The organism is Ruegeria sp. AN11 (assembly GCF_056536005.1).
The window spans coordinates 2,389,280-2,412,097 of record NZ_JBQFJD010000001.1; the positions used below are offsets into that span (position 1 = coordinate 2,389,280).

22 protein-coding genes, 1 tRNA gene and 1 pseudogene are annotated in these 22,818 nt (G+C 54.9%); 12 read left to right on the forward strand and 12 right to left on the reverse strand.

Features of this window, described 5'->3' with window-relative positions:
• Nucleotide 1: 1 nt before the first annotated feature.
• The 6 genes from ACR3EQ_RS11770 to ACR3EQ_RS11795 form a co-directional block, all read right to left on the reverse strand.
• Nucleotides 2-1,399 (reverse strand): Dyp-type peroxidase, encoded by a 1,398-nt coding sequence (locus ACR3EQ_RS11770; RefSeq protein WP_480490728.1) that lies wholly within the window; start codon nt 1,397-1,399, stop codon nt 2-4.
• Nucleotides 1,396-2,112: a hypothetical protein gene (locus tag ACR3EQ_RS11775; RefSeq protein WP_170612148.1), complete on the reverse strand. Its 717-nt coding sequence runs from the start codon at nt 2,110-2,112 to the stop codon at nt 1,396-1,398. The genes ACR3EQ_RS11770 and ACR3EQ_RS11775 overlap by 4 nt, the downstream gene beginning before the upstream one ends.
• Complete coding sequence (locus tag ACR3EQ_RS11780; RefSeq protein ID WP_170619234.1) at nt 2,102-3,130, reverse strand: catalase; 1,029 nt, start codon at nt 3,128-3,130, stop codon at nt 2,102-2,104. The genes ACR3EQ_RS11775 and ACR3EQ_RS11780 overlap by 11 nt, the downstream gene beginning before the upstream one ends.
• A 138-nt stretch (nt 3,131-3,268) precedes the next feature.
• Entirely contained in the window at nt 3,269-4,318 is a 1,050-nt protein-coding gene (locus ACR3EQ_RS11785; RefSeq protein WP_170612152.1) for a patatin-like phospholipase family protein, read from the reverse strand.
• Between the two features lie 162 nt (nt 4,319-4,480).
• Entirely contained in the window at nt 4,481-6,727 is a 2,247-nt protein-coding gene (locus ACR3EQ_RS11790) for a CHASE2 domain-containing protein (RefSeq protein ID WP_480490731.1), read from the reverse strand.
• Nucleotides 6,728-6,769: 42 nt separating this feature from the next.
• Complete coding sequence (locus ACR3EQ_RS11795) at nt 6,770-7,585, reverse strand: FecR family protein (RefSeq protein ID WP_480490732.1); 816 nt, start codon at nt 7,583-7,585, stop codon at nt 6,770-6,772.
• 465 nt (nt 7,586-8,050) lie between these two features.
• On the opposite strand from ACR3EQ_RS11795, the gene ACR3EQ_RS11800 reads away from it, so the two are divergent.
• From ACR3EQ_RS11800 to ACR3EQ_RS11830, 7 genes are all read left to right on the forward strand, one after another.
• Nucleotides 8,051-8,140 (forward strand) — tRNA-Ser (locus ACR3EQ_RS11800).
• Nucleotides 8,141-8,287: 147 nt separating this feature from the next.
• Complete coding sequence (locus ACR3EQ_RS11805; protein WP_480490734.1) at nt 8,288-9,469, forward strand: tyrosine-type recombinase/integrase; 1,182 nt, start codon at nt 8,288-8,290, stop codon at nt 9,467-9,469.
• Nucleotides 9,470-9,486: 17 nt separating this feature from the next.
• A complete protein-coding gene (locus tag ACR3EQ_RS11810) occupies nt 9,487-10,161 on the forward strand; it encodes a hypothetical protein (RefSeq protein ID WP_480490736.1) in 675 nt (224 codons plus the stop codon).
• Nucleotides 10,162-10,286: 125 nt separating this feature from the next.
• Nucleotides 10,287-10,496, forward strand: a complete 210-nt coding sequence (locus tag ACR3EQ_RS11815; protein ID WP_170612157.1) for a MerR family transcriptional regulator — start codon at nt 10,287-10,289, stop codon at nt 10,494-10,496.
• A 183-nt stretch (nt 10,497-10,679) separates the two neighbouring features.
• Nucleotides 10,680-11,021 carry a hypothetical protein gene (locus tag ACR3EQ_RS11820; RefSeq protein ID WP_170612159.1) on the forward strand — a complete coding sequence of 114 codons (342 nt, stop codon included), beginning with the start codon at nt 10,680-10,682 and terminating at the stop codon, nt 11,019-11,021.
• Nucleotides 11,014-11,541: a MarR family transcriptional regulator gene (locus tag ACR3EQ_RS11825; RefSeq protein WP_480490737.1), complete on the forward strand. Its 528-nt coding sequence runs from the start codon at nt 11,014-11,016 to the stop codon at nt 11,539-11,541. The genes ACR3EQ_RS11820 and ACR3EQ_RS11825 overlap by 8 nt, the downstream gene beginning before the upstream one ends.
• A 31-nt stretch (nt 11,542-11,572) precedes the next feature.
• On the forward strand, nt 11,573-12,208 hold the full coding sequence (locus tag ACR3EQ_RS11830; protein ID WP_480490739.1) for a hypothetical protein: 636 nt from the start codon (nt 11,573-11,575) through the stop codon (nt 12,206-12,208).
• A gap of 433 nt (nt 12,209-12,641) precedes the next feature.
• Here ACR3EQ_RS11830 and ACR3EQ_RS11835 read toward each other — a convergent pair whose 3' ends face one another.
• From ACR3EQ_RS11835 to ACR3EQ_RS11850, 4 genes and pseudogenes are all read right to left on the reverse strand, one after another.
• Nucleotides 12,642-13,163, reverse strand: coding sequence for a class I SAM-dependent methyltransferase (locus ACR3EQ_RS11835; protein ID WP_480490741.1), 522 nt, complete (start codon nt 13,161-13,163; stop codon nt 12,642-12,644).
• Nucleotides 13,164-13,219: 56 nt separating this feature from the next.
• Nucleotides 13,220-13,429, reverse strand: a complete 210-nt coding sequence (locus ACR3EQ_RS11840; protein ID WP_170612167.1) for a class I SAM-dependent methyltransferase — start codon at nt 13,427-13,429, stop codon at nt 13,220-13,222.
• Between the two features lie 64 nt (nt 13,430-13,493).
• Nucleotides 13,494-14,045, reverse strand: a complete 552-nt coding sequence (locus ACR3EQ_RS11845) for a sulfurtransferase (RefSeq protein ID WP_480491773.1) — start codon at nt 14,043-14,045, stop codon at nt 13,494-13,496.
• Nucleotides 14,019-14,414, reverse strand: a pseudogene (locus ACR3EQ_RS11850) (sulfurtransferase); the annotation flags it as partial. The pseudogene ACR3EQ_RS11850 and the gene ACR3EQ_RS11845, both read right to left, overlap by 27 nt.
• A gap of 266 nt (nt 14,415-14,680) precedes the next feature.
• Here ACR3EQ_RS11850 and ACR3EQ_RS11855 point away from each other — a divergent pair.
• On the forward strand, nt 14,681-15,961 hold the full coding sequence (locus tag ACR3EQ_RS11855; protein ID WP_170612171.1) for a tetratricopeptide repeat protein: 1,281 nt from the start codon (nt 14,681-14,683) through the stop codon (nt 15,959-15,961).
• A gap of 87 nt (nt 15,962-16,048) precedes the next feature.
• On the forward strand, nt 16,049-16,246 hold the full coding sequence (locus tag ACR3EQ_RS11860; protein ID WP_170612172.1) for a hypothetical protein: 198 nt from the start codon (nt 16,049-16,051) through the stop codon (nt 16,244-16,246).
• A gap of 395 nt (nt 16,247-16,641) precedes the next feature.
• Here ACR3EQ_RS11860 and ACR3EQ_RS11865 read toward each other — a convergent pair whose 3' ends face one another.
• Nucleotides 16,642-18,366 (reverse strand): adenylate/guanylate cyclase domain-containing protein, encoded by a 1,725-nt coding sequence (locus tag ACR3EQ_RS11865; protein ID WP_170612174.1) that lies wholly within the window; start codon nt 18,364-18,366, stop codon nt 16,642-16,644.
• Nucleotides 18,367-18,698: 332 nt separating this feature from the next.
• Between ACR3EQ_RS11865 and ACR3EQ_RS11870 the strand changes: the two genes are divergently transcribed.
• Entirely contained in the window at nt 18,699-18,992 is a 294-nt protein-coding gene (locus ACR3EQ_RS11870; RefSeq protein WP_480490743.1) for a YybH family protein, read from the forward strand.
• 241 nt (nt 18,993-19,233) lie between these two features.
• On the opposite strand, the gene ACR3EQ_RS11875 is transcribed toward ACR3EQ_RS11870, so the two are convergent.
• Nucleotides 19,234-20,409 carry a S41 family peptidase gene (locus ACR3EQ_RS11875; protein ID WP_170619824.1) on the reverse strand — a complete coding sequence of 392 codons (1,176 nt, stop codon included), beginning with the start codon at nt 20,407-20,409 and terminating at the stop codon, nt 19,234-19,236.
• A 388-nt stretch (nt 20,410-20,797) separates the two neighbouring features.
• Here ACR3EQ_RS11875 and ACR3EQ_RS11880 point away from each other — a divergent pair, with 388 nt between their 5' ends.
• Nucleotides 20,798-21,238: a hypothetical protein gene (locus ACR3EQ_RS11880; protein WP_170612196.1), complete on the forward strand. Its 441-nt coding sequence runs from the start codon at nt 20,798-20,800 to the stop codon at nt 21,236-21,238.
• A 289-nt stretch (nt 21,239-21,527) separates the two neighbouring features.
• The gene (gene urtA / locus ACR3EQ_RS11885) at nt 21,528-22,802 is read left to right on the forward strand and encodes an urea ABC transporter substrate-binding protein (protein ID WP_170612198.1); all 1,275 of its coding nucleotides are present in this window, start codon (nt 21,528-21,530) and stop codon (nt 22,800-22,802) included.
• Nucleotides 22,803-22,818: the final 16 nt, after the last annotated feature.

Consider the following 22,818-nt stretch of genomic DNA (forward strand, 5'->3'; position numbering starts at 1 on the left):
TTCAGGTGTTCAACTCGGACAGGTACTTGATCGCCGCGAGGCTTGGCAGGAACGTGTAGGCACCGCCCCGTGCAAAAATCAGGCGCGGAAAACCGCGCAGGCGGATCGTGTCACCATCCGGCAGGGTCATATCGAACCAACTGGTTTCGGGCGTATTCGCACCCAGCAGCGGATCGTTTGCGCCGGTAATGTTCGGGTCCTGCAGACCGAGATTGATCCAGTCGCACATGACGGCCTCGAATTGCGCGCCAATATTGGCACCAATGAAGCTGCCCAACAGACCGCGTTCCGCGGTATCGGGATTTTGGGGATCAAAGTCCGGGCCATAAGACATGCCGCGTCGGACCAGTCGCCGCGTGTAGTTCGCAATGCGCTGAACGATCGGCCCGCCCCGCGGGTTGCCGCGCCGCAAATGCGATCCGGCCGGGCAGCGTGAGCCGTGCGAATAGTCGAAATTGGTTAGCGAGACTTCTTCCTCGGGAAATTGGGCGTTTGGCGACAATTCGTATGGGGTCCCGTTGCGCCAGCGCCCGCACATCTGCGCCGCGACCACTTCGCGAAGGGCGCCATGCATATCCGGGTCTTTGACGATGAGATGCAGTTTCTTCGGGTCCGCCAAAAGGTCCCTTTTGGGATGGCTCATCAGTTCCGTAGCGGCCTTGTCCAGATAGGCCTCGAATCCGGCGGCGTCCTGTTGCAGCACCCGGAAGGCATTGAAAGACCCGTTGAATCCCAGCTCGTGCGGGGACGGAACGCGGAACAGCACGCCTTCTTGTTTGGTGGGATATCCCAGCAGCGCCGTGCCGAGCGGGTCCATGGGTTCATCCACACCCACCTGATCTGGATCGGTGACATGCCTGAAGCGCGGCTGCGAGATGCCGTCGACATACCCGAAGAACACTTTCCCTTCGGGCAGATTCCGCCCATTGCGCACACCGAGAATGGTGAAGGCCTTGGCAACTTGCGCCTCGACCTGATCAAGATGGTCTTCGGTGTCGGAATGAACCGATGCAATCAGGTGTACCCGCTCGGGCTTGTCAAACGGAGCAGGCCAGTTTTCGGGCGCGCTTTTGCCGAAGTCCCCAATCTTGATCGCCCGTTTGGTCATCCCTTGAACGAATTCCGTCGGGAAGGTCTTAAGATGCTCAGCCGGCGTGCCCAGAGCGCGCAGCCCTTCGAAGGTAATTCCGATGTTGAAGCAGAACGGCGGTCTGACGGTCCAGGTGACATCGCGGGTAATCGCCGGAACGTCGCCGTGGCTGTCATCCACTGCTGCTGCCAGAAACTGCCGGGCCGCTGCGCGGTCGCTGACCTCAAGAACCAGATGACGTACAAGATTGCGGCGATATCCACGCAGGATATTGCCCTGAATGTCTGCGAGGTTGAATCTTGTTTTCACCAGCCCTGTCCAAACTTCTGGCGCACCTGCGCGGCGGAAACTCCGGGATAGGCGCGATAGCCTCCTCCCAACGAAAGATTGCGGTTCGCGTGCAATTGCAGAACGAACTCACGCGGCAACGTCGCCAGTTTGTGCGGCGGCTGGTTCGGCGGCAGCCCTTTTGCGGCGTCCTGCAGCCCGAACAGATCAGTCGGGAAATCGGCGGCCTGGAACAGGTCATGTTCCTGCACCCAGTCGATGAACTCCTCGACGTTGTGTTCCGTCGGGATCAGGTGTTCGGCACCGTCCACCAGCGAAATAACATCGTTGAAAACACTGCCGATGGTGGTGATGAAATCGCGGATGTAGTTGCTGAAATCACCGTCATAGACCGAGATCATGCAAATCTTGTCTTCGATCAGCAGGAAACGCGCGAAATGAACGGTTCCGACATTGTCCAGCCCGGCAAAGATCTCGTCCACATTCTGTGCAATCGCCAGCGTCGCATGCGCACGTCCGGCCGGCGAAGGGTCCTTGAGTGGCATGATCAGGTTCATCATGCGCTGGACGTTTTCACTGGGCTGTGGCGAAGGTCTGGGCCCGCCCGGAAGCTTAGGCTTGGGTTCTTTCCAGATCCAGAACGGCACCACGACATAGCGCGACAGGAACTGGAACCATCCCCGCTCGGGCAGGCTGTTGACGTAGCGATTGAACCAGCTGTCCTTACGTGTCATCGGATGGCCTCTTGGGGAATGGGCAGGGGGTTGCGTCCCGCAGCTGGCTGGAGAATTCGTAGGATTCGATGCGGATCTTGAGAACCGGATCCTCTGAAACCTCGATCCCGGGCGTCAATAGGCCCGGATTGAAGCTGAGCTTTTCCGCATTCTCGATCTGATCCTCGGGCACCGCGTCCAGCGTCAGTGTGCCCATCATGATGCGTTTGCGGTGCGGCGGCCATGGCCGGGCCGAATTTTCGAAATCGTCGCCCACCTCACCAATGGCCATCATCAGTGAAAACCGTGCGGGTTCGACGGCCAGCCGGTCTTTCAGCTCCTGCCGCAAATAGTCATCGTCCGGGGTTTCCGCGGGATCGGTTTTGAGAACACCGGCGATCGGTTGCCATGAAAAACGGACCCAGCGCTTCACGTCATCCTCGCCGGTGACAATAAATGTATGAACCGCATGATAAGCCGCGCGAACATAGCTGACGGGCGCGCCGATGGCTGCCGCCTGCAGAACGCCCAATTGTGCCTCGGCATTCTCGTCCGCGAACTTGATGGCACCGTCATCCGGGCTGATGGTTTCGTTCGGGTAGGGATCCCGTTTTGGCAGGATCAATTGCAGCAGGTTGATGATCTTCCGCCACGGCGACTCGCCATAGTACATTTTGGGTTTCGCCGCCTCGGCGAAATCCAGAAAGTTCTCGGGCGTCGACGAAAAGAACTCGGGCAGCGTCATGGCGATCAAGTCGGTGTCGGTGCCATCCGAAAGGTGAAACCGGACAGCCATACCGCGCACGTCGGACCAGCCGTCATGTACGGCGGCACATCCCGAGCCGTTCGAGAACCGAACGATGACATCCGTCTTGTCGGAACGGAAATGGTCGGCGGCGCAGAAGTTCCGGGCAATCGGAGAGGGCTTGAAGAAACCTGTCGCGCTGATGCCTATTGTATGAACCGGTCGCAGCTTGGGATCGCCATCCGGTCGATGCAATACATGAACCAGCTGCTCGGCAATGCCGGGAGCGCTCATATTTTCCCCCCTGAGCGTTAATTAATCACTAATACCTATGTGTTAACCTTAACGGCTGCGGCCCCAAAGGCAATAAAAACGTCGCATGTACACGCGCTTGGGTCGCGGTTCCCCGACATCAGGAACGTGATGCAATCCTTACCAGCGGCGCGCCATCTCGACGGCCTTGGCCCAATCCCTGCCTTGTTTGCTGGCCTCGAATGCCTGGTCCATCAGGGTGTAAGACGACGGTTTGTGCGTCGCCAACCCGACCATTTTCGGCAGAGGCGGGTTTATGCGGACCAGACGGTCTTTCAAAACCAGGTGGGCCATCCAGTACAGGTTCTCGGCCGATGTTGTCAGCAGCAATTCGATCAAGGCACCCTTGGGCGCGTTGGAAGTGACACCAAACCACTTGAGCAGACCCCAGTCGTCGGGATCCCGGATCATCTGTTCCGAGATGTCGGTGGGCTGTTGCCCGGTGCCGATCGACAGGGCCTCGATCTGGTCTAGCCCCGGCGCCCGGCCCGCAGCGATGGCAACGTTAATTCCGTTCATCACCGGGTTGTTGGCAAAAGCGCCGCCATCGGCAAAGTAGCCGTAATCAACCCCCTCTGCCCTGATCAGGTGCGGCGGAAAATAGGATGGCGCTGCGGAACTGGCCATGGCCACGTCCAGCAGTTTGACCGCACTCATGTCCAGCCAGGCGTCGCGCTCGACGTCATGGTTTGTGATGGTGAACGGCGCCCAGCCTACCTTGTCACTGCGATGGAGGCACACAGTGTTGACCGCCAGAACCAGATCACGTGACAGCGAAGATATGGTCCGGTCGCCGACAAGCGACAGCCCGATTTCCGCCAGACCCGAGGCATTGTACTGCGCTGCCGTAATGCCTGGCCCGCCGCCCAGCTTGAATTTCTGCAGAACCCTGTCCGCCACCTTGTCCAGCAGACTGCGTTCGTTTTCGCGAAAAATCGTGGCGGCGTCGTCCCGGTAGTGTGCGGCCAGCTTTTCGATCAGCGTGGCCATATCCTTGCCCTGGGTCCGGCCGTCGGCCAATGCCACCGCGATCAGTCCACCGGTCGATGTGCCCGCAAAACCGTCCGCCTTGTCCAGAAGCTGAGTTTCCTCGTGCAGACTCTGCAGAATACGGCACGTCAGATATCCACGAATTCCGCCACCGTCGCAGGAAACCAGTTTGAATGGCATCCGATTTACCCCGTTACTGTCTTCAGAGAAGGGTTGCGGACCGGGTCGAAGTATCACCCCTCCGCGAGCCTGTCTGACTGCTTCGTTTTCGTTCTTTCCCATATCATCAGAAAATTGTCACCGGGGTACAAGCACCTGGCAGACAATGGGCGCGTCTGGTAATCAGGCGCGGTCTTTGTGCGAGAACAGGATCTTGTCGGTAGGGAAATCAAGCCGGAAGTCTGCTGCACGCCTTGGAAGCGCGCGGTAGAAACTCAGCAATCCTGGCTCAACGGGTTTCGCGAGCGTCGCGCATTTATCGCACATTTCCATGATCCTGAGATGCGGCTGCCGGTTGCGAATGGCTTCCAGCAGGTTCGAATGCTCTGCGCTGAGTTTCTGAAACTGTTCGCTTTCTAGCAGCTCCTGATCGCCTACCAGCGCAAATACGGGTTCCGGTTGGGATTTGCCTTTCAGATCGACAAACCCGGCCCGCAGAGTGGCAAGGGTCGTTTCAGTCGCTTCCTGTACCGAGTTCGAGACCAGAATATCATAGTCGACATTGCGGCAACTCTGTTCGATGCGCGCCGCAACGTTCACCACATCGCCAATGACGGTGTAATTGAACCGGCTGCGCGACCCGATATTGCCGACACAAGCCCAACCCGTCGCACATCCGGTTGCCAGGGCAAGCGGAGGACGATCTTTCATGATGTCAGATCTGTTGAATTCAGCCAGTGCTTTGCGCATGTTCAATGTCGCCAACGCGGCGCGATGCGGGTGATCCTTGACCGGCAGGGGCGCATTCCAGAATGCCATGACGGCGTCACCGATGAATTTGTCGATCGTCCCACGCTCGAGAAGGATCTGGTCCCCGATTTCAGAGAACAGCTCATTCAGAAGGGCGACAAGGTCGGTGGCGGTCACCCCTTCGGACAGCGGCGTGAACCCGCGGATATCCGAAAACATAACGGTTATTTCCTGAATTTCACCGCCCAGATGCAACTGATGGCCGGTTGCTTCCATCTCATCCAGAATTTCGGGCGCGACGTAGTGCGAGAACACCTTTCGAATGGCGCGTTTTTCGCGTTCTGTCGAAATGAACATGTAGCCCGCCAACAACCCGAAATTGGCCATTCCGCCAATCATCGGGAACGTCACATCAAAAAGGATCTGCTGGTTCTGGAAGACCAGCCAGCCAACCGCCATCACAACCGCTGCCGCAATGCCGCCGGCAACAAATGACGCAACGGCTCCAAAGCTCGACATGACTGCCGTGACCACCAGCCCAAGAATGACAAAGGCGATCAATTCCAGCGCCGCGATGACATCTGACCGGTTCAACATATCGCCTGTCAGGATCTGTTCCAGAATCTGCGCATGAATGGATACCCCGGGCACCGATTCCCCAAGGGACGTCTGGTGAATGTCGAACAGGCCAGCTGCCGAGGTGCCGACAAGAATGATGCGTCCTTCGATTTTTTCCTGCAGATCCGGATCGTCGGCCGAACGCATGACGCGGTCTGCCGACAGATAAAGGTCTGGATTGTCGCGCCGGTATTTCACCCAGATCTCACCGTGTTCCGTTGTAGGCACCGCGTAGCCCCCAACATCGATGCCCAGCATTATTCCGGGTTCGTCCTGAGACCCCTCTGCCAGAATGATGGGTTCATCCAGTGCAATCCGCAGCGCCTCGATTCCCAGCCCCGGCATCACTCCATCAGGTCCGCGCCAAAGTGCCGGAACGCGCCGGACCACCCCGGTTCCGCCCAATGGCGAGACATTGACCCCTCCGATGCCAGCCGCGGCGCGATCCAGCGGCTCGGCGGGGGGCGCCCAGTGTGGAACCGAGATCAAACCGGTCGTCGGCGAGTCGCCAATTTCGACAATGCCCGTTTTGGGTGGCACCTCGCGGTCGCCACCTGTCAGGCGCGCCGCGACGCCCAGCACGACTGGCCAATGGGCCATTTCGAACCCGAACAAGACATCGTTATCCAGTGCTTTTGCACCTGGTTCGATATCAACCAACCCTTCAAGCGCCGGGTCATTGAGAAGACGGGAAGGCGAAAACCGATCCGGCTCGACAAAAAGCATGTCGAAGGCGATGACCGCCGCGCCATATTCACCCAGGTTTTCCACCATTTGCGCCAATAACGTGCGTGGCCAGGGCCATTGCCCCCAATTGGCCAGGGAAGTTTCATCGATATCGACCACGCGCACCGGCAAGTCGGGATTGTATTCGCGTGGAGACAGTCTTTGCAGGATGTCGAAGTAGATCAGACGGGACATCTGAACCGGATAGGGGTCCATCGAACGAACCAAGCAACCGAACAGGATCAAAACAATTCCGAATAGACGGAATGCCCATTTTCGGCTGTTTTTATCCCTTGTTCTTGCTGTCACCTCTGCCTCCGGGCGCAAGGGGGTCACGTTGTTCCGACAATACAGTCCGAGTCGTTTTCCCGGGAGACCCTATTCGACTTCAGGATCACGCTCGGGTTCTGGTTCAGGCTCAGGATCGTACTCAGGTTCAGGATCGTACTCGGGTTCAGGCTCCGGCTCGGGTTCAGGCTCCGGGTCACGGTCCGGTTGGGATGGCGGATCCGGGCGGTTGTCTGGCGGGGTGGGATCTGACACAGCACGCGCCTCATTGGTACTCGTTTCACCGGGCGGCGCAGGGCGGGGTTCAGACCGACCGGGTGATGCAAAGAAGCGAACCGGCCTGGCGTTTTCGGAACAGCCGCCAAATTCGACCTGAAGCGGCGGAAGCAGCCCTTCCTGCGACCGCGCGAACGGGAAACCGCTTTCCAGCGCCTTCCTGTATTGCTCGCGATCCACCGGCCGTCCGACGCCGCCACCCTTACTGTTCGCAAAAAGGCTGCATTGTCTCCCGGTGGATCGGCACGACCCGCTTAGGCTGCACATTCGAACAGTGCCTTCCAGAACCAGCATCGCGCTTTGGTCGCCGGAGGCAATCCAGAGATCGAAAGTCGTTCCGCGCACCGCCATGGTCGCTGATGGCGTCGAAATGGAGTAAGCCCGCTTTCTGCTTTTTCCGGAAATGAACCGGAAGCTGCCACCCAGTGCCTGTACCGCAAAGGACTTGGCCTTGCGGTTGTTCCGCAGCATTTTGACATCAATGACCATACGCGCATTTGGGCCGATGGCTATTTTCGTGTCATCGACAAACACAAGCTGAACCACGCCTGATCCGTCAGTCGCGATCGCATCACCCGAGTCGACCTCCATCCCCGTCCGCAACGCTTGTGTTTCTCCGGCACGCGTCACCTGAGCGCCTTGCTTGGCACTAACGACTTTTCCGATATTTGCGACGACCTGCGACGGCAGAATCACAATAAGGCAAACTGCCAAACACACTTTTAACCAAGCCAATCCAAGCCCCTTTCCCCCAAAGGTTCCTGCCGGGTACACACCACCCCAAGCCCGATTGATGCCTCACAACAAACAGAATAAATCTGCAGACTAAATACAGGCAAATATGCAGTAATGCTTATGTTTTTGGCAAGTTTAATATCACCGCCCCAAAAAACGACTGTGGTCAGGTGACGGCCGCCTCGTGTTGAACCGTCGTTTTTGTCCGGCACTCCCTGCCAAGAAAACAGCTGTTATTCGACGAAGACTGTCACATGTACGGCCCCCCGGAATTCCGATTTGCAGCCGTTTGCAGAATTTTGCCATTTAGCAGGAAAATCGCCTTGTATCTTGGTGACAGGCACGGATATACCCGTCGGCGGAGACGTGGCCGAGTGGTCGAAGGCGCTCCCCTGCTAAGGGAGTAGGCCCGGAAGGGTCTCGAGGGTTCGAATCCCTTCGTCTCCGCCATCAACCAATTTCAGTGAATTCGCATGAACTGTATAACATGCCGTATTCCTAGGAATTATCGGCACTTACTGCCTCATAGTATCATCTTGAGTTTTACTAAATTGTTCTTAGCATATTTCGTCGAGTGGTATTTTTTGTGGTATTTTCATGGCTGCGCTCAGCGGGAAGCTGACAAAGAATCTGGTAGAGAATCTAGGTCCGGGTCGGCATGGCGACGGTTCTGGTCTGTATCTTGTTGTTGATCCATCGGGTGCACGACGCTGGATCGTGCGCGTAACGGTCAAAGGGCAGAAAAACCGCAAGGGCGCACCGCTGAGAACGGATTTTGGTTTGGGTGGCGCAGATGTTGTCACTTTGAACCAGGCTCGAGAAAGAGCCCTCGAATATCGTCGGATGGCGAAAGCCGGGTTGAACCCGCGTTTCAATGCCCAGCGAGAAATCCCGACCTTTGAAGAACTCAGCCGCCAAGTTCACATTGACCGCCTACCGACATGGAAGAATGCTAAGCATGGGCAGCAATGGCTCAACACTTTGCGCGACTATGCGTTCCCCAAGATCGGACGCATGCCGGTGGACAGCGTCGATCAACCCGAAGTGCTGATGTGCTTATCGCCCATCTGGACCGAGAAACACGAAACCGCAAAGCGGCTGTCGCAGCGGATCAAGACGGTGCTCGACGTGGCAAAGTCCAAGGGCTTCCGCTCGGGCGAGAATCCGGTGACCGCGATCCGCGAAGGCAAGGTGCTGCCCACCATCAAAGCCAAGGTCCAACACCATGACGCGATGCCGTGGCAGGAGGTGCCTGCGTTCTATGCCGAGTTGCAGACCCGTTCAGCCATGACCGCTAAAGCCCTGCAGTTCACCATTCTGACTGCCTGCCGGACCTCAGAGGTGCTGGAGATGAAGTGGCCCGAGGTCGATGCCGATGCGCGCCTGTGGACCATCCCGGCGGAGCGCATGAAGGGCGGGCAGGTCCATCGTGTCCCTCTCACCAACGAAATGCTGGCCATTCTGGAGCCGCTGCGCGCGCTTGTCTCTGACTATGTGTTCGAGGGGCAAAAGCGGCACCAGCCCTTGTCGAACATGTCCATGCTGATGCTGCTGCGCCGGATGCGGCAGGATGGCGTCACCGTGCATGGCTTCCGCAGTTCGTTTCGGGATTGGGCGGCGGAGGCTGCAAACGCACCGCGCGAACTGGCAGAGGCGGCACTGGCCCATCAGGTTGGGTCTGATGTGGAGCGGGCTTATGCGCGCTCGGATTTGTTGGAGCGGCGGCGAGAGCTGGCGCAATCATGGTGTGCTTTTGTGGCCCAGAAAGAACTCTCTTGATTCAATAAAGAATAACTATGGATAAAGAAGAAGTGTCCAATCCCATAACGAGATTGAAAGACCGCATTGAAGTCGCAAAGAAAATGGCGTCGAACGGTCTTTCGCGCGAAATCGCAATGTATGTTCTCGAAGACACCGAGTGCCTTAGGCTTGGAGAATTGCACCTTTTTGACGGCCAAGAAGTACTTGCAAGTCATCGGAGCGAAATGGTGCTTCAAGCGTACGAAGGTGAAGGATTCTTTGTCGAAATCGCTCTTGGAAGAGTTCCGGGACTACTACCTAATGAGGTATTTGGTTCGCCGCAGGAATACTTAGAGGATATTTTGCGACGCTCTTTGTATAAAACAGAGCTCTTTGACGGTGTTTTGTTGACCTGCTCGCAATTGCTTCGACGGGGAGACAGGCCACTCGGCCCAGCTTTGGGGGGATGGTTAGCCGCTTATTTAAATGACGAGTTCCATAGACCTACGGTTAAGGGTCCGAACCCAAACAAAAACTTATTCAGAAACGATACAATAGGTCTCGCAGTGGGATGCTTAGAAGAAGTTGGGTTTTCCCCGACCCGAAATCAAGTCAGCGAAAAAACATCAGCATGTGACTACGTTTCCGAAGCATTAAGTGAAGTGGGGAGTATTGCTCTTTCCTATGACGCAGTGGCGAAGATTTACTTTGCCAACATCAAGTCCGACTGATCTTTAGAGTCTGTTTTGGTTTAACACAAAGTGTCTGAAAAGTTAGTTCGCTTTGTTTCATACGACATAGCACGCTTCGCAAAGTAATTGAGAGCCATCGCAACTGATCCAGAAGGATTTCAACGATGGCAAACGTCTTCAATGACAACCCGGTCTATTTCCCAGAAGACCCAGAAATGCAATTGCTGGGAAACCGCGAAAAGCTGGCTCAATGGCGTCACCGCATGTGTGGTCCGGCGTTTATCCGCATCGGTCGGCGGATCGCCTATCATGGCGCCGATCTGAACGCCTGGCTGGCGGCCCGGCGCACCGATCCCAACAACGAGGCTGCATAATGAAAAACCCCAACTCCAAGCGCGGAGATGGGGCTTTTCCAGTGACATCAACTGCCACCCTAGCAAGTCCAGTTGATGCCACAGGATGCCCCGCGCCGACAAGACAAAACGAGCGCCGGTACTATTGGTCGCCGCAAAGCAACTCGGTCGAACGGGTGATCGTACGGAAAGGACGGATCGAGCATGGCTGATATATCCTTTTCCAGATCGCGCGATCAAAGCTATGAAAGCGGGTTGGAAGACAGCCCCCTTTCCCAGACCGATCATCGGGAAACCGCCGAGACCTACCGAGACGAGCTGTTTCGCCATGGTATCTACCGCGTCGCTGTCTGCCGGGATGGTATCCAATGGCTGTTTCAGCGTCAGAGACCGCAATTTCCGGCCGGGGGAGCGGCCTGGGATACGCTCGGGTATTGTGTGTCCAAATCCGGCCTGACCCGGCTCGTCCGGGCGCATATCGGCTGCGACATACCAGAACTGGATGCTTTGCCCGAGCACTTCCAGCGGAGGTGTGGGGATGAGTAGGCGGAGATCTCCCAAGGGCAAACGGTCGGATGAGGGACAATACGTTCCTCTGCCCTATGCCATGATCAAGTCCCCAGCGTGGCGAGCGTTGTCGGGACCTGCAGTGAAGCTCTGGTTGGAGCTTCACACCCGCTTCAACGGCGGCAACAACGGCAAGGTGTTTCTGTCGATGAACGAGGCGGCAGAGATACTGGGATTGGGCAAGGCCACTGTTCAGCGCGCTTTTGAGGATCTGCAGGACAAAGGCTTCCTTGTGCTCGAGCGGGAAGGTGATTGGTACCATCGCCGGGCTCACGAGTGGCGGTTGACGACTAAGGCGACGCAGACCCGGTATTGCAAGAAAGCATCCACCAATGACTGGCGGCTCTGGCAGCCCAAAAAAATAAAACGCGGTTCCGAGACGGACCCGTCAGCATCCTCTGTGGTTCCGTTTGAGAACCCAAAGACCTCCCATGGTTCCAAATCAGAACCCGTCAGACCGGTTTCTATCCGGTCCTTCGGTTCTGAATCGGAACACTAATACTAACCACTCCCTGCTACGCGAGGCGGACATGAGCAAGACACAGAAAGACAATGACAACGATCTGCTGACAAAGAACTCCGAGCTTACCGAAGCAGAAACCAATGCGATTGGGGATTTGAAGGAACGGAAGAAGTCACGCGTTCGGGCCCCGGACATCAAGTTGGATTTTGATGAAGAGACGCGGAGACTTACGGTTGGGCACAAGGGAGAAGATCCAAAAGCGGCTTGTGCTTTGGCGATGCATGAGCTCGGCACCGTTGATTATCGGTTCTTCGAAGGCGTGATGGATCAAGTTGCAATTCTCGGACAACAGGACAGCTCAGTTTCTGAGACCGCGTCGAACTTCGTGATGTCCGTTGTTGCCGGGGTCAAGCCGCAAGACGAGATCGAAGCAATGCTTGCGATCCAAATGGGTGCAATTCATCAGGCCACGATGATGATGGCGCGCCGCCTGAACCACGTCAAAACTCTCCCGCAGCAAGATTCAGCGGAACGGGCGCTTAACAAACTTGCGCGGACCTTCACCAGTCAGGTTGAAACCCTGAAACGGTATCGATCCAAGGCAGATCAAACAGTCCGCGTCGAGCGCGTCGAGGTCAAAGAAGGCGGTCAGGCTATCGTAGGCAATGTCCAAAACGGGGGGCGGTCGGATGACAAAAAGTGACGACAACCTCATGGACCCCACCAAACGACTCAATGATGCGCCCAGATGTATCGCCACGGCGAAATCCACCGGCCACCGATGCCGCGCACCTGCCGTTCAAGGCCGGAGTGTTTGTCGTATGCATGGTGCCAGAGGTGGGCATGCTGCTGGGCCGGGTCATCCGTCGTGGAAGCATGGGGAACGGTCGAGAGAAACCGAGCAAATGCGCAAGACGATCAATGAACTTATCCGCGCTGACAGGGAACTGCAGAAATTGATCGACTGACCAGGCACTGCCTCTCAAGCAAGATAAAGCAGTCGTTTGAGCGAAGTGCTTGGATGGCTGCTCCGAGCCCACTTTGACCTATGCTGCGCGATGCCCAAATTTCAGTAAAGCGCAGGAAGCCGACTTTGCAAAGTTCGGCGCGCGGCCCAATCCTTCAGTTTGCTGGAATCAAGGCTTGAGTCGTGGGTGCGCTTCTTGCGGCACGTGCAATACGCCTTCTTTGTCATATCTAGACAAAGCGTCTGCAACCTCTTCCACGACCTTGTTGGTTACGTCAGCACCTGCATCCCTAAGATCGGTTTCGATTGGCAGAGCCATGATTTTTGCACGAAGATCAATAAATCTTCGCTCAAGTACTAATGGCTCATGAGGAGCTATCTTGAAGCCTGCATCGACCAACAAGTTCGAAATGAGGTCCCCATCTCGAAACGAAAAAGGCGCTCTGGCCTCTACTGCGGCATCTGTTCCAACATGCCGTTCGAGAGCTTTTGCAAGCGCTCCATTGAAGGGCTGCACTGCGCGCCAACATGTCAAAAACAGCTGACCGTCATAGCGCAAGATCCTATGAACTTCCTGCAAAGCGGCGGATTTGTCGGGGAAGAACTGAAGTCCCTGTTGTATGAAGGCATAGTCAAACGTAGCATTTCCGAAAGGTAACTCGGTTACATCTGCTGCATACCACTCGAGCACATGACAACAATCCGGCTGATTGGACTACGCGACCTCAATCATGGTTTCGTTCAGATCTAAGCCAACAACCCGGCTTCGCCGGTCAGTTTCCTTGCAATCTCTCGCGTCAAAGCCCCGGTGCCGCATGCAATGTCGATGACAAAAGTGCCGCTTCGAAGGCGAACCTTCTGCATGGTTGCTTCAGCCAATGGGCCGAACATCGCAGGCACACTATGGTTGTTGTACCGCTGCGCAGCTTCTTTGGTCAGCCGGAATTTGTCCGTCATCAAAAATATCCTTCTAGCAACGCGTCAATAATTGGACCACCCAAAGTGATCCAAAATCGTAGTCTCACGAGGTTTCAACCGGAAGGCTTTCATCGGCGCTCCACTCAGCCCATGAACCATCATACAGGCGGGACTTTTCGAACCCCATTTGGCGCAGCGCAAGGAGCCCACAAGAAGCAGCGATGCCACGGCCACAATAGGCGATGACCTCATCGTCAGTTTGAATTCCCTTGTCCTGGTAGTGCTTGAGGAGCTTGGAATGATCCGCCAACTTGAATGAACCACGTTCCTTTAGTTTAGCTGCACGATCGCCGATGGGTATGTGTGACAAATCCGGATCGATGTTCGATATCGCCGGTATGTTGACTGCACTGGGGATATGTCCCGAGCGTCCTCCCCATGTGTGAACTCCGTCGCCTCGGAAGAGGTCGTTTGGTAGAAAGTCCACAATTCTGACTTCGGGCTTACCTATCGCATCCAAGACATCAACTTTGCGGGCAATCCAATTCCTCTGCGCTGTTGGTTCAAAGTCGCCAAGCTCAACGGTTAGATCGCCAGTTTCAGTGGGTCGACCTTCGAGTTTCCATTGCTGCAAGCCGCCGTCCAAGACCTGCACGTTTTTATGGCCATAGTGCGAAAGTGCCCACCAAAGACGCGCAGAAGCCAACGGAAGCCCGGAGTCATCGTAGACCACGACATGACTGTCGTTGGAAACACCCAACTCGCGCATCTATTTCCCAAAATCCTCTGGCCCGAGCATCATATCGGGAGTGTCCTGAGTGCTGTCTGCAAGCTCTGTCGACATGCCAACATACACTGCGCCAGGAATGTGCTCGGCTTGGAACTCGCTCCTATCGTCATAGGCCACTCCCTTGCCGTTTTCCTCCCTAAACTTCCAGCGAACATCAATGATGCGTAGTTTCGGGTCAGTCAGGTTATCTGCCAACCAAGCCGTATCAATGAGCGGGCGAGTTGGGGTTGTCATACCTACGTTCTCCTCTAACCGGACGCGGGTCGAGCCGTATGGAATAATCCCCAAAATTGCTTTCGGAGTCCAATTTTGGAAAATCGAGATTTGATGAAGCAACTTTGGTTTGAACGGTATTTCAATGATTTCGTGAGACTTCTGAAAGAAACGGATGCTGAAGTCATGGCGCCTCGTAACGTCGATTTCCTTTGACTCGTATATGGCTAGGCATGCTCATAAAGCTCACTGACGGACAGGATTGGTACAGATAGTGGAAGGTTTGGATGCTTGAAGATCGGTATGGAAGCCCGCTAACGACCACATCACAAACTGCGCGAGACGCCTACGTTGAAGGCATCGACCGTTTTCTGGGTGCTTTTGATGATGTTGAAGAAGCCTACCGTTCTGCAATGCGGGCAGATGATAGTTTTGCTATGCCTTATGTTGGCCTTGCACGCTACCTTGTTACTGTCGGGCGTGGACAAGATGCAAAGCGTGAAATAGTCGTCGCAAAGGAACTGTCGCATGGCGTCAGCCCGCGCGAAGCCGCCCAGATCGACATTATCAGCGATCTCATTGACGGACGTGCACCGCAGGCCTACAGACGCGTCCGAGATCACGTCGCAGACCATCCGCGAGATATTTTGCTGGCACAGACATGTACCAGCGTATTTGGCTTAATAGGGTTTTCAGGTCAGGCGGGGCGTGAAGCAGAACAGCTTGCGTACACTACCATGTTGAAGCCACACTATGGCGACGACTGGTGGTTTCTCTGCCAGCATGCGTTTGCCCAGATGGAGACTGGACAGATCGGCCCCGCCGCGGAAAACATCGAGCGCGCGCTTGAGTTGAAACCAGACAGCGCACACAGTGCACATGTCAGGGCCCATCTCTACTATGAGAACGGGGAGACGGACGCTGGCTACGCTTATCTGCGCGAGTTCTGGCAAGACTATCCCTTTACAGCGTATCTGCACTGCCATCTTAGTTGGCACGTCGCTCTGTGGGCGCTTGAGAGCGGCGATGTGGCGGGTATGTGGAAGCTGTTCGATGATTATGTTTCCCCCGACCGACCTCCTGCGCCACCACTGAACGTTCTGACTGATAGTGTGGCCATTGTTCACCGCGCCTTTTTGGCTGGCGAGCAAATTCCTCAGGAGCGCTGGCAGCAACTCAGTGATTATGCTGTTCGGTTCTTTCCTTCACCTGGCCTCGCTTTCGCGGATGTTCACTCGGCTCTTGCGCATGCGATGGCGGGACAAAGAGAGCGTCTGGAAACAACTATTGAAGGCGCAAAGGGACCCGCAGGCCCCACCGTTGCTTCTGTCGCAGGCGCCTTCCGCGCGCTGGCGGATGGAAACGCGGACGAAGCGATTGGGAAATTTGTAAGTGTCATGTCTGAGCACGAACGCCTTGGCGGCAGCCGGGCGCAACGCGACATCATTGAGTTTTCATTGGCGCATGCGCTCGCAATTTCGGGACAATCGAATGAAGCTCGACGCATTCTCAACATGCATCGACCGCATACCTCTCACGATCATGCAGTCGCCACGCTAGCAGGGTAAACAGTCGCGCTGACGAAAGACCTATCGACTAGGTCGATCCGCTAGCCACAGCAGACCCAAAACCTCAAAATGTACAAGGAGAACAACATGTCCAAGGACGTGAACGACAACCTATTGGTTGAAGACTGGTGGGGTGAGCCTGCCAATTTTTGCAGAGAGTCTGGAGCCACCATGGCGAAGGATTTGTCTTTCTTTCCACCAAAGGGCCCGGAGGATGGAAAGTTCGATCAAATCCGTTCAATGACCACTGCGCGGGACAAAGCCGTAGTTCAACTAAGCTTCTGAGAACCTTAAAAGCATTCGTCTTAAAGAATGAAGTCCAAGGGCTGGATTCGACCAATACCGTCCTCTCTTGAACCGTAATTCCTTCCATGCAGATGGTCGCTAGGTGTGAGCTCTCAACTCGATTTTTCAGCCACCTGCTCGTATTTTTCTTGTCCATCCAACCAAGATCTCTGAGCGTGACCTGATATGACACGAAGCGACCTGTGACCAAGTCATACGCTGTGTCGCCTCGCCAACTTCTTTAGAAAATTTCAATGCTGCCCGCTTGCTTCGAGATTTGTTGAAGACAACCGTTTCGTGGACCGTCCCGGCATTATCTCATTGAGTATACAACCAAAAAACAAAGGCTACCAACAATAGACATCCGGATTCGTAAAACGGCTTTAGCATCTTTTTTACTCGGGCAATCCAGCGCGCCGAAGGCCTTCAAGCCAATGCTCCCAGTCTTCTCTATCTTTAACCGGTACCATCTTGCGTACACGCTCAATTGTCAGCCCCGGCATCGTTTCAAGCAATCGCTTTATAGAAAGCTGTGCCTCTTCCCGGCGCCCCAACATACCCAATGCGGCTGCTTCTTGTCGCATGAGAGACGCGTAGCCTGGGTGCTCTTTCAAGCCTTCGATCGCGTTTTCCAGGCAGAGACCGTACTGTCGCGTGACATAGGCACCGATCCCTAGCCCTCCGCGCCAAAACGCTTTCAATGGGTCACGGGGGCTGAGAGCCATCGCATGTCTGGCCGATAGCTCTGCTTTGTCGAACTCGCCCGAAACTCCATACAAGGCCGCAATGTTACCATAGCCAATGGCTAAGTTTGGGTTCAGGTTTATGGCACGTAACAAGTAGATCAGAGACTCATCGAACTTACGCGCAAAGCACAGAGCCATGCCCAATACAGCGTGAGCGTTGGCATTTTGATCATCCAGTTGCACTGCAAGGCCGGCCTCAACTTCTCCCGCCTGAATTGCATCCTTGGTATCTGTGCGCCACAAGTGAAGCATGCCCATGATGTGACTGAGAGCAAGAGCCGCATGTGTTTCGCTATCATCCGGGTTACTTTCCAGAGATCGCTTTAACAGGTCATGGGCGATCTGGTTATTTTCCTTTGTGAATTTTCCAAGGTGCCATCTGGCTTGAAGCACCTTGTCCCAAGCACTGAGGCTATCTGCCCGTTTCGAACGTGCGCGTCGGGTTTCAGCACCGATCGTTTCGGGTGCGACGGCCGAAACAATGGATTGGGTCATTTCGTCCTGAACAGCAAAGACATCCGTCAATTCCCGATCGTATTTTGCGGCCCAAATGTGAGCGCCACTCTCTCCGTCGATCAATTGCGCAGTCACTCTCACTCGATCGCCTGCTTTCCGCACACTTCCTTCCACCAGGTATCTTACGCCCAGATCCTGGCACACCTGATCAACGCGAATGGCCTGCCCCTTGTAGGTAAAGCTCGTATTACGAGCGATGACAAAGAAATCGCGGAAATGCGACAACGCAGTGATGATATCTTCTGCGATTCCGTCGGAAAAATATTCCTGCTCTGGATCGGAAGACATGTTGTCAAATGCCAATACGGCGATTGAAGCTTTTCCAGCGTTCAAATTCGGCGGCGCCGTATTTGATGTAGTGATATCGCCGGGAGCCCAGTGAAAAACCCGGACAGGCGTTTCTATGTTTTTGAGTTTTTGTTCTCCGTCATCTCGAAATGCGTTGATCTTACCCCTTAGGCTGTCATGAACGATTCCGGAAATGCATACACCACCTGGTTCAGCTAAAGGTTCCAGTCTCGCCGCGATGTTAACCCCGTCACCATAGATGTCTTCACCAGTTGTAATCACGTCGCCCAAGTTGACACCAATCCTAAGCTGGATCTGGTTTTCAGTCTGAGCTTTGGAGTTATTTTGGATGGCGATCGCGCATGCGACCGCATCCAAAACGCTCGCAAATTCCACCAATGCACCGTCGCCCATAAGCTTAACAATTCTGCCGTTGTGCTCGGCAATCTGCGGATCGAAGCAATTGCGCCGAAAAGCTATCAGCTGTTCCAGCGTGCCTTGTTCGTCACGTGACATAAGCGTGGAAAATCCAACAACATCAGCGGCTAGAATGGCAGCAAGTCGACGCAAGCTAGAACACCTTTTCTAATCGGCAGTTAACGATGAAATTTATCACTCATTCCATCAGACTATTGGGCGCTTGGCTATCCCAGGGTCCACTATTTTTCGGATCCTTTAGGAGCGGTCACTATCTTCAGGGCACGCGAGCGACCACTTTGTCACCATAGTGGCCTCACAGCTGATGGCCGCTGAGTTTTTACGAATGACCGTTATGCAGCTCGTACGGAAAGGCCACTGGTATAGCAACCTCACCCTCATTGTGCTGTATTGGCGAGACGGAAGAAGTCTAATATCATTCGCTTATGTTACGCAGAAAAGGAACCTCCATGGGTATGAGGCAAATGCTCGAAGACTTTGATGAGGCATACAACCAAGCCTTCAATCGAGGTGACCCCGCCGGCTGCGCCGCATTTTTCACAGAAGACGTTATGCTTTTGGCACCGGGAGAACCGATGCTGCGTGGCCGAGAGGCGTTCATCAAATCTTATCAATCTCGCATGAAACAAAATACCGGCGGAACGCATACTAATGAACTAATCGACTTTGGTGTCGATGGCGATGTGGCGTATCAGGTGGGGTCTTTTGCGATTTTGGATTCCGACCCTCCAGAGAAGGGAAAGTTTGTCATGTTCTGAAGCGTCAAACGGACGGGAATTGGAAAGTCTACATTTCTATCTTCAATAGCGATCAGCCCTAATGTAGCCGAGCAACCCTTAATGTTCACTTGGTACTAACGGTTAACCTTGTCCAGTTTGCGCGATGGCAGCCTGAAGGCGGCCATTCACTTGATGTGCGGCATCTGACGCATTGGGTTCGAAGCAGACATTGACTGCGCGGTGAATGAGCGACTGCCTTGCGGACGAAGCGGCCGTTCGTCTAATCGCTCATGGTTTTAAGAACTCGTTGATAGAACGAGCCAGGTGTATCCTTACCACTAGGTCTTTCGACCCACACCCGATCCAAGTTCAGTGCTCCTACAGGTACGATTTGCCGCGCGATCTCAGGCGGTGTGGTTTCGTCAGACGTTCCATTCTTCCAGTCGTGAAAAGCTGATGAGTATCGAACGACCGCTCCGCTAGTCGGCAAATCGAGCAACCTGCCCTCGGCAAAGAACACCAACCCGTCGCCCATTTCTTCCCCGATGAGTTTCAGCCTGTTTCCCAAACGATGTTTTAGGATGGCCACAAACACGATCGCTGCGGAAAACGTGAATTTGTCGACAAGCACGACAACCTGCTTACTTGCGCTTTGCGAGATGGCGTCGATCAAGGGCATGGTTAAAAGAAAATCACCGCCGGTGTTTCCGCGAACGTCAATCAAGAGTGTTTTGTTCGAGCCGGCGCGCACGCGTTCCACTGCCGCTGAGATAGCTTTGGGCAGCGCATTTTCGCTCGGATCAAAGAAACTTGGCAACGCTATTGATAGCCCAAGATCTTGCCAGTCCTTAATCTCCACAAAGGTCTCGGGTTCCCAGGCCGGATCAGCCTTGCCGTGCTCGTTTCTCGGGTAGAGCGTCGATGCAGGAACAGTATTACCATTTGCTACCTTCAGATTGGTTATCTGCCCATTTTCGTCCTTCACGCGATACTCGGCCGAACCGTCGTTTGACGAAAAACCTAAACGTGTCAAAGCGTACGGCCAAGCCAGAAGAATTGGTCCGATGACCCGTTTCCTTTGGCACGTTCCCGCCAGAAATTTCTGCGCAGTGGCTTCGATTTGGCTCACAGCCGCACCGTTGACTGCTATCACCTCTCCTTGCGGTGCAGTTACCCCTGGTGCCGCCCCAATGACTTGCACCGAACGCCCCACGGTCACGAACCTCAGCGGTAGCACCGAGATTGCATCATTCGGAATCAACCGTGTGTGCCCATTGTCGGGAAGTGCCAATAGACGCATCGCGGACAACAAAAAGGCTTCAATGGAGCCCTCCAAAGCGTATCGTCGGCAGTCATTAACGCTGTTGTCTATGACGGCCTTCTCGACCCGCCGAAAGCTGGGATCGGTTGGCAGGGCGGTTTCCAGAATTTGCTTCAGGTCTTCCGTCAGCGACATGGTTCACAGTGGGCATAGCCGCTTGTCAATGTCCAGATTGGGCTCAGAGCAGCCGTTCGCTGCATCTGATGCCAACGGCCGCTCAGCGGACAAAGCCGTTGTTTGCTACACTGCAGCACGTTTGGTTTGAGTGAACGACTGCTTGAGCGGCCTCAATCTTGGTCTTGGGTAGCGGATCGAGAGTTTCAAGCGGGTCTCAGTTCAGACATTGAAACTTCCAACTAATGCGACGCTTTAGCTATTTGAAGCCGATAGTGAGCGTCAGTTCGGCCTCTTCAGAAGTTTGGTGCGAGCTTGGCCTTATATTGCGGAACCGGTGTGATAAATCAAATCTGAGCTCGAAAAAGGCGGGGTATTTTATTTCAAGTAAGCCCTAAACTGAACACAGTTGATTTCAGAGTGCTGCCTTGACGGGCGCACTTCCATTGACGATGGTAATTTTATGAGCACTTTGAGAACATTTTTGCTTTCAAATCTGTGCATCCTGGCGTCTTCTGGATTGCTCTATGCAGAAAGTGGGATCGTAAAGTCCTTTGCAGGTTGTGCAGGGCGCTTCTCGGCTGAAATGGAACATGCGTGGCTTTTGAACGATGCCAAAGCTCAGGACTATGAACTGCGGCGCGGCGGGTTTGTGTCTCTGCTGGAAGCGACGACCACAGCAGAAAATGCCGAATTTGTCCTAAGCCACAGGGTGAATTCCAAACACGCGCATGCACGTCTGCTGCAAACCGCGACCTTTGGTTCAGACGAAACGAAGGCAAATGTGGCGCGCCGTACCGCCAAGCAGTATTTGGATCAGTGTAACTTGTTGATCCTTGGCGGTGTATAAGAGCCGCTTCGCTGCGCTGCCGCATTATTAAGCGGGGCATGCTGCGCTGCCGCAAGATTAGGCAATACCCTCAATCTGTCCAGGAACTCGGGTCATGAGACTCTGAGTGCTGCGGAGAACTGTCCTAGCACTATGGAGTGCCGCAAGACGGCTTGGAACATGTGCGAAGGTGCCCAGCCCAGGAAACCTGAAGACGCCCTCGCACACCGCAATTATGCGTGGGGGGGGTATATGGGACGTTTCGGCGCCCCGAACAACCCTGCTGCGCGTCGCATAAAAGGAAATGCTGATGCACACCAAACTTCTCACCACAACCGCCGCAGTCCTGTTGGCCAGTTCATTGCCTGCACTGGCCGATTGCCCGATCAAGGTTGGCGTCCTTCATTCGTTGTCCGGCACCATGGCCATTTCGGAAACCACGCTGAAAGACACGATGGAAATGCTGGTCGAACAGCAAAACGAAGCCGGTGGTCTTCTGGGGTGCGAGCTTGAAGCTGTCGTTGTAGATCCGGCCTCGGACTGGCCGCTTTTTGCCGAAAAGGCGCGTGAGTTGCTGACAGTGCACGAAGTTGACGTGATCTTTGGCAACTGGACATCGGTTTCCCGCAAATCCGTCCTGCCGGTGATCGAAGAACTGAACGGCCTGCTGTTCTATCCGGTTCAGTACGAGGGCGAAGAGAGCTCGAAAAACGTATTCTACACAGGCGCTGCGCCGAACCAGCAGGCGATCCCAGCCACGGATTACTTCCTGGATGAGCTGGGAGTTGAGAAATTTGCGCTGCTGGGAACCGACTACGTCTATCCGCGGACCACGAACAATATCCTTGAAAGCTACCTGAAGCAGAAGGGCATCGCGGAAGAGGACATTTTCGTCAACTACACGCCGTTCGGACATTCGGACTGGTCCAAGATCGTGGCCGACGTGGTCGCGCTTGGTGCGGATGGCAAGAAAGTCGGCGTGATTTCGACCATCAATGGCGACGCGAACGTTGGCTTCTATAAAGAACTTGCCGCCGCGGGCATCTCGGCTGATGACATTCCGGTTGTCGCCTTCTCGGTCGGTGAGGAAGAGTTAGCCGGTCTGGATACCACCAACCTCGTCGGTCACCTGGCGGCCTGGAACTATTTCCAGTCGGCCGAAAGCGATGCGAACGAAGCATGGGTCGAAGCTTGGAAAGCCCGAATGGGTGAGGACCGTGTGACCAATGACCCGATGGAGGCCCACTATATCGGCTTCAACATGTGGGTGAACGCGGCGACGGCTGCCGACACCACCGATGTGGACGCTGTTCGGACCGCCATGTACGGTCAGGAATTCCCGAACCTGACAGGCGGCACCGCTGTGATGCTGCCCAACCACCATCTGGCCAAGCCGGTCCTGATCGGTGAAATCCAGGAAGACGGTCAGTTCGACATCATCAGCCAGACCGAAGAAGTTCCGGGCGATGCCTGGACCGACTATCTGCCTGAGTCCGCTGTTCTCGTGTCGGATTGGAAAGAGCTGGGTTGCGGGATGTACAACACCGAAACCGAGAGCTGCGTACAGATCAAGTCCAACTACTAAGGTCTTAACCTGAATT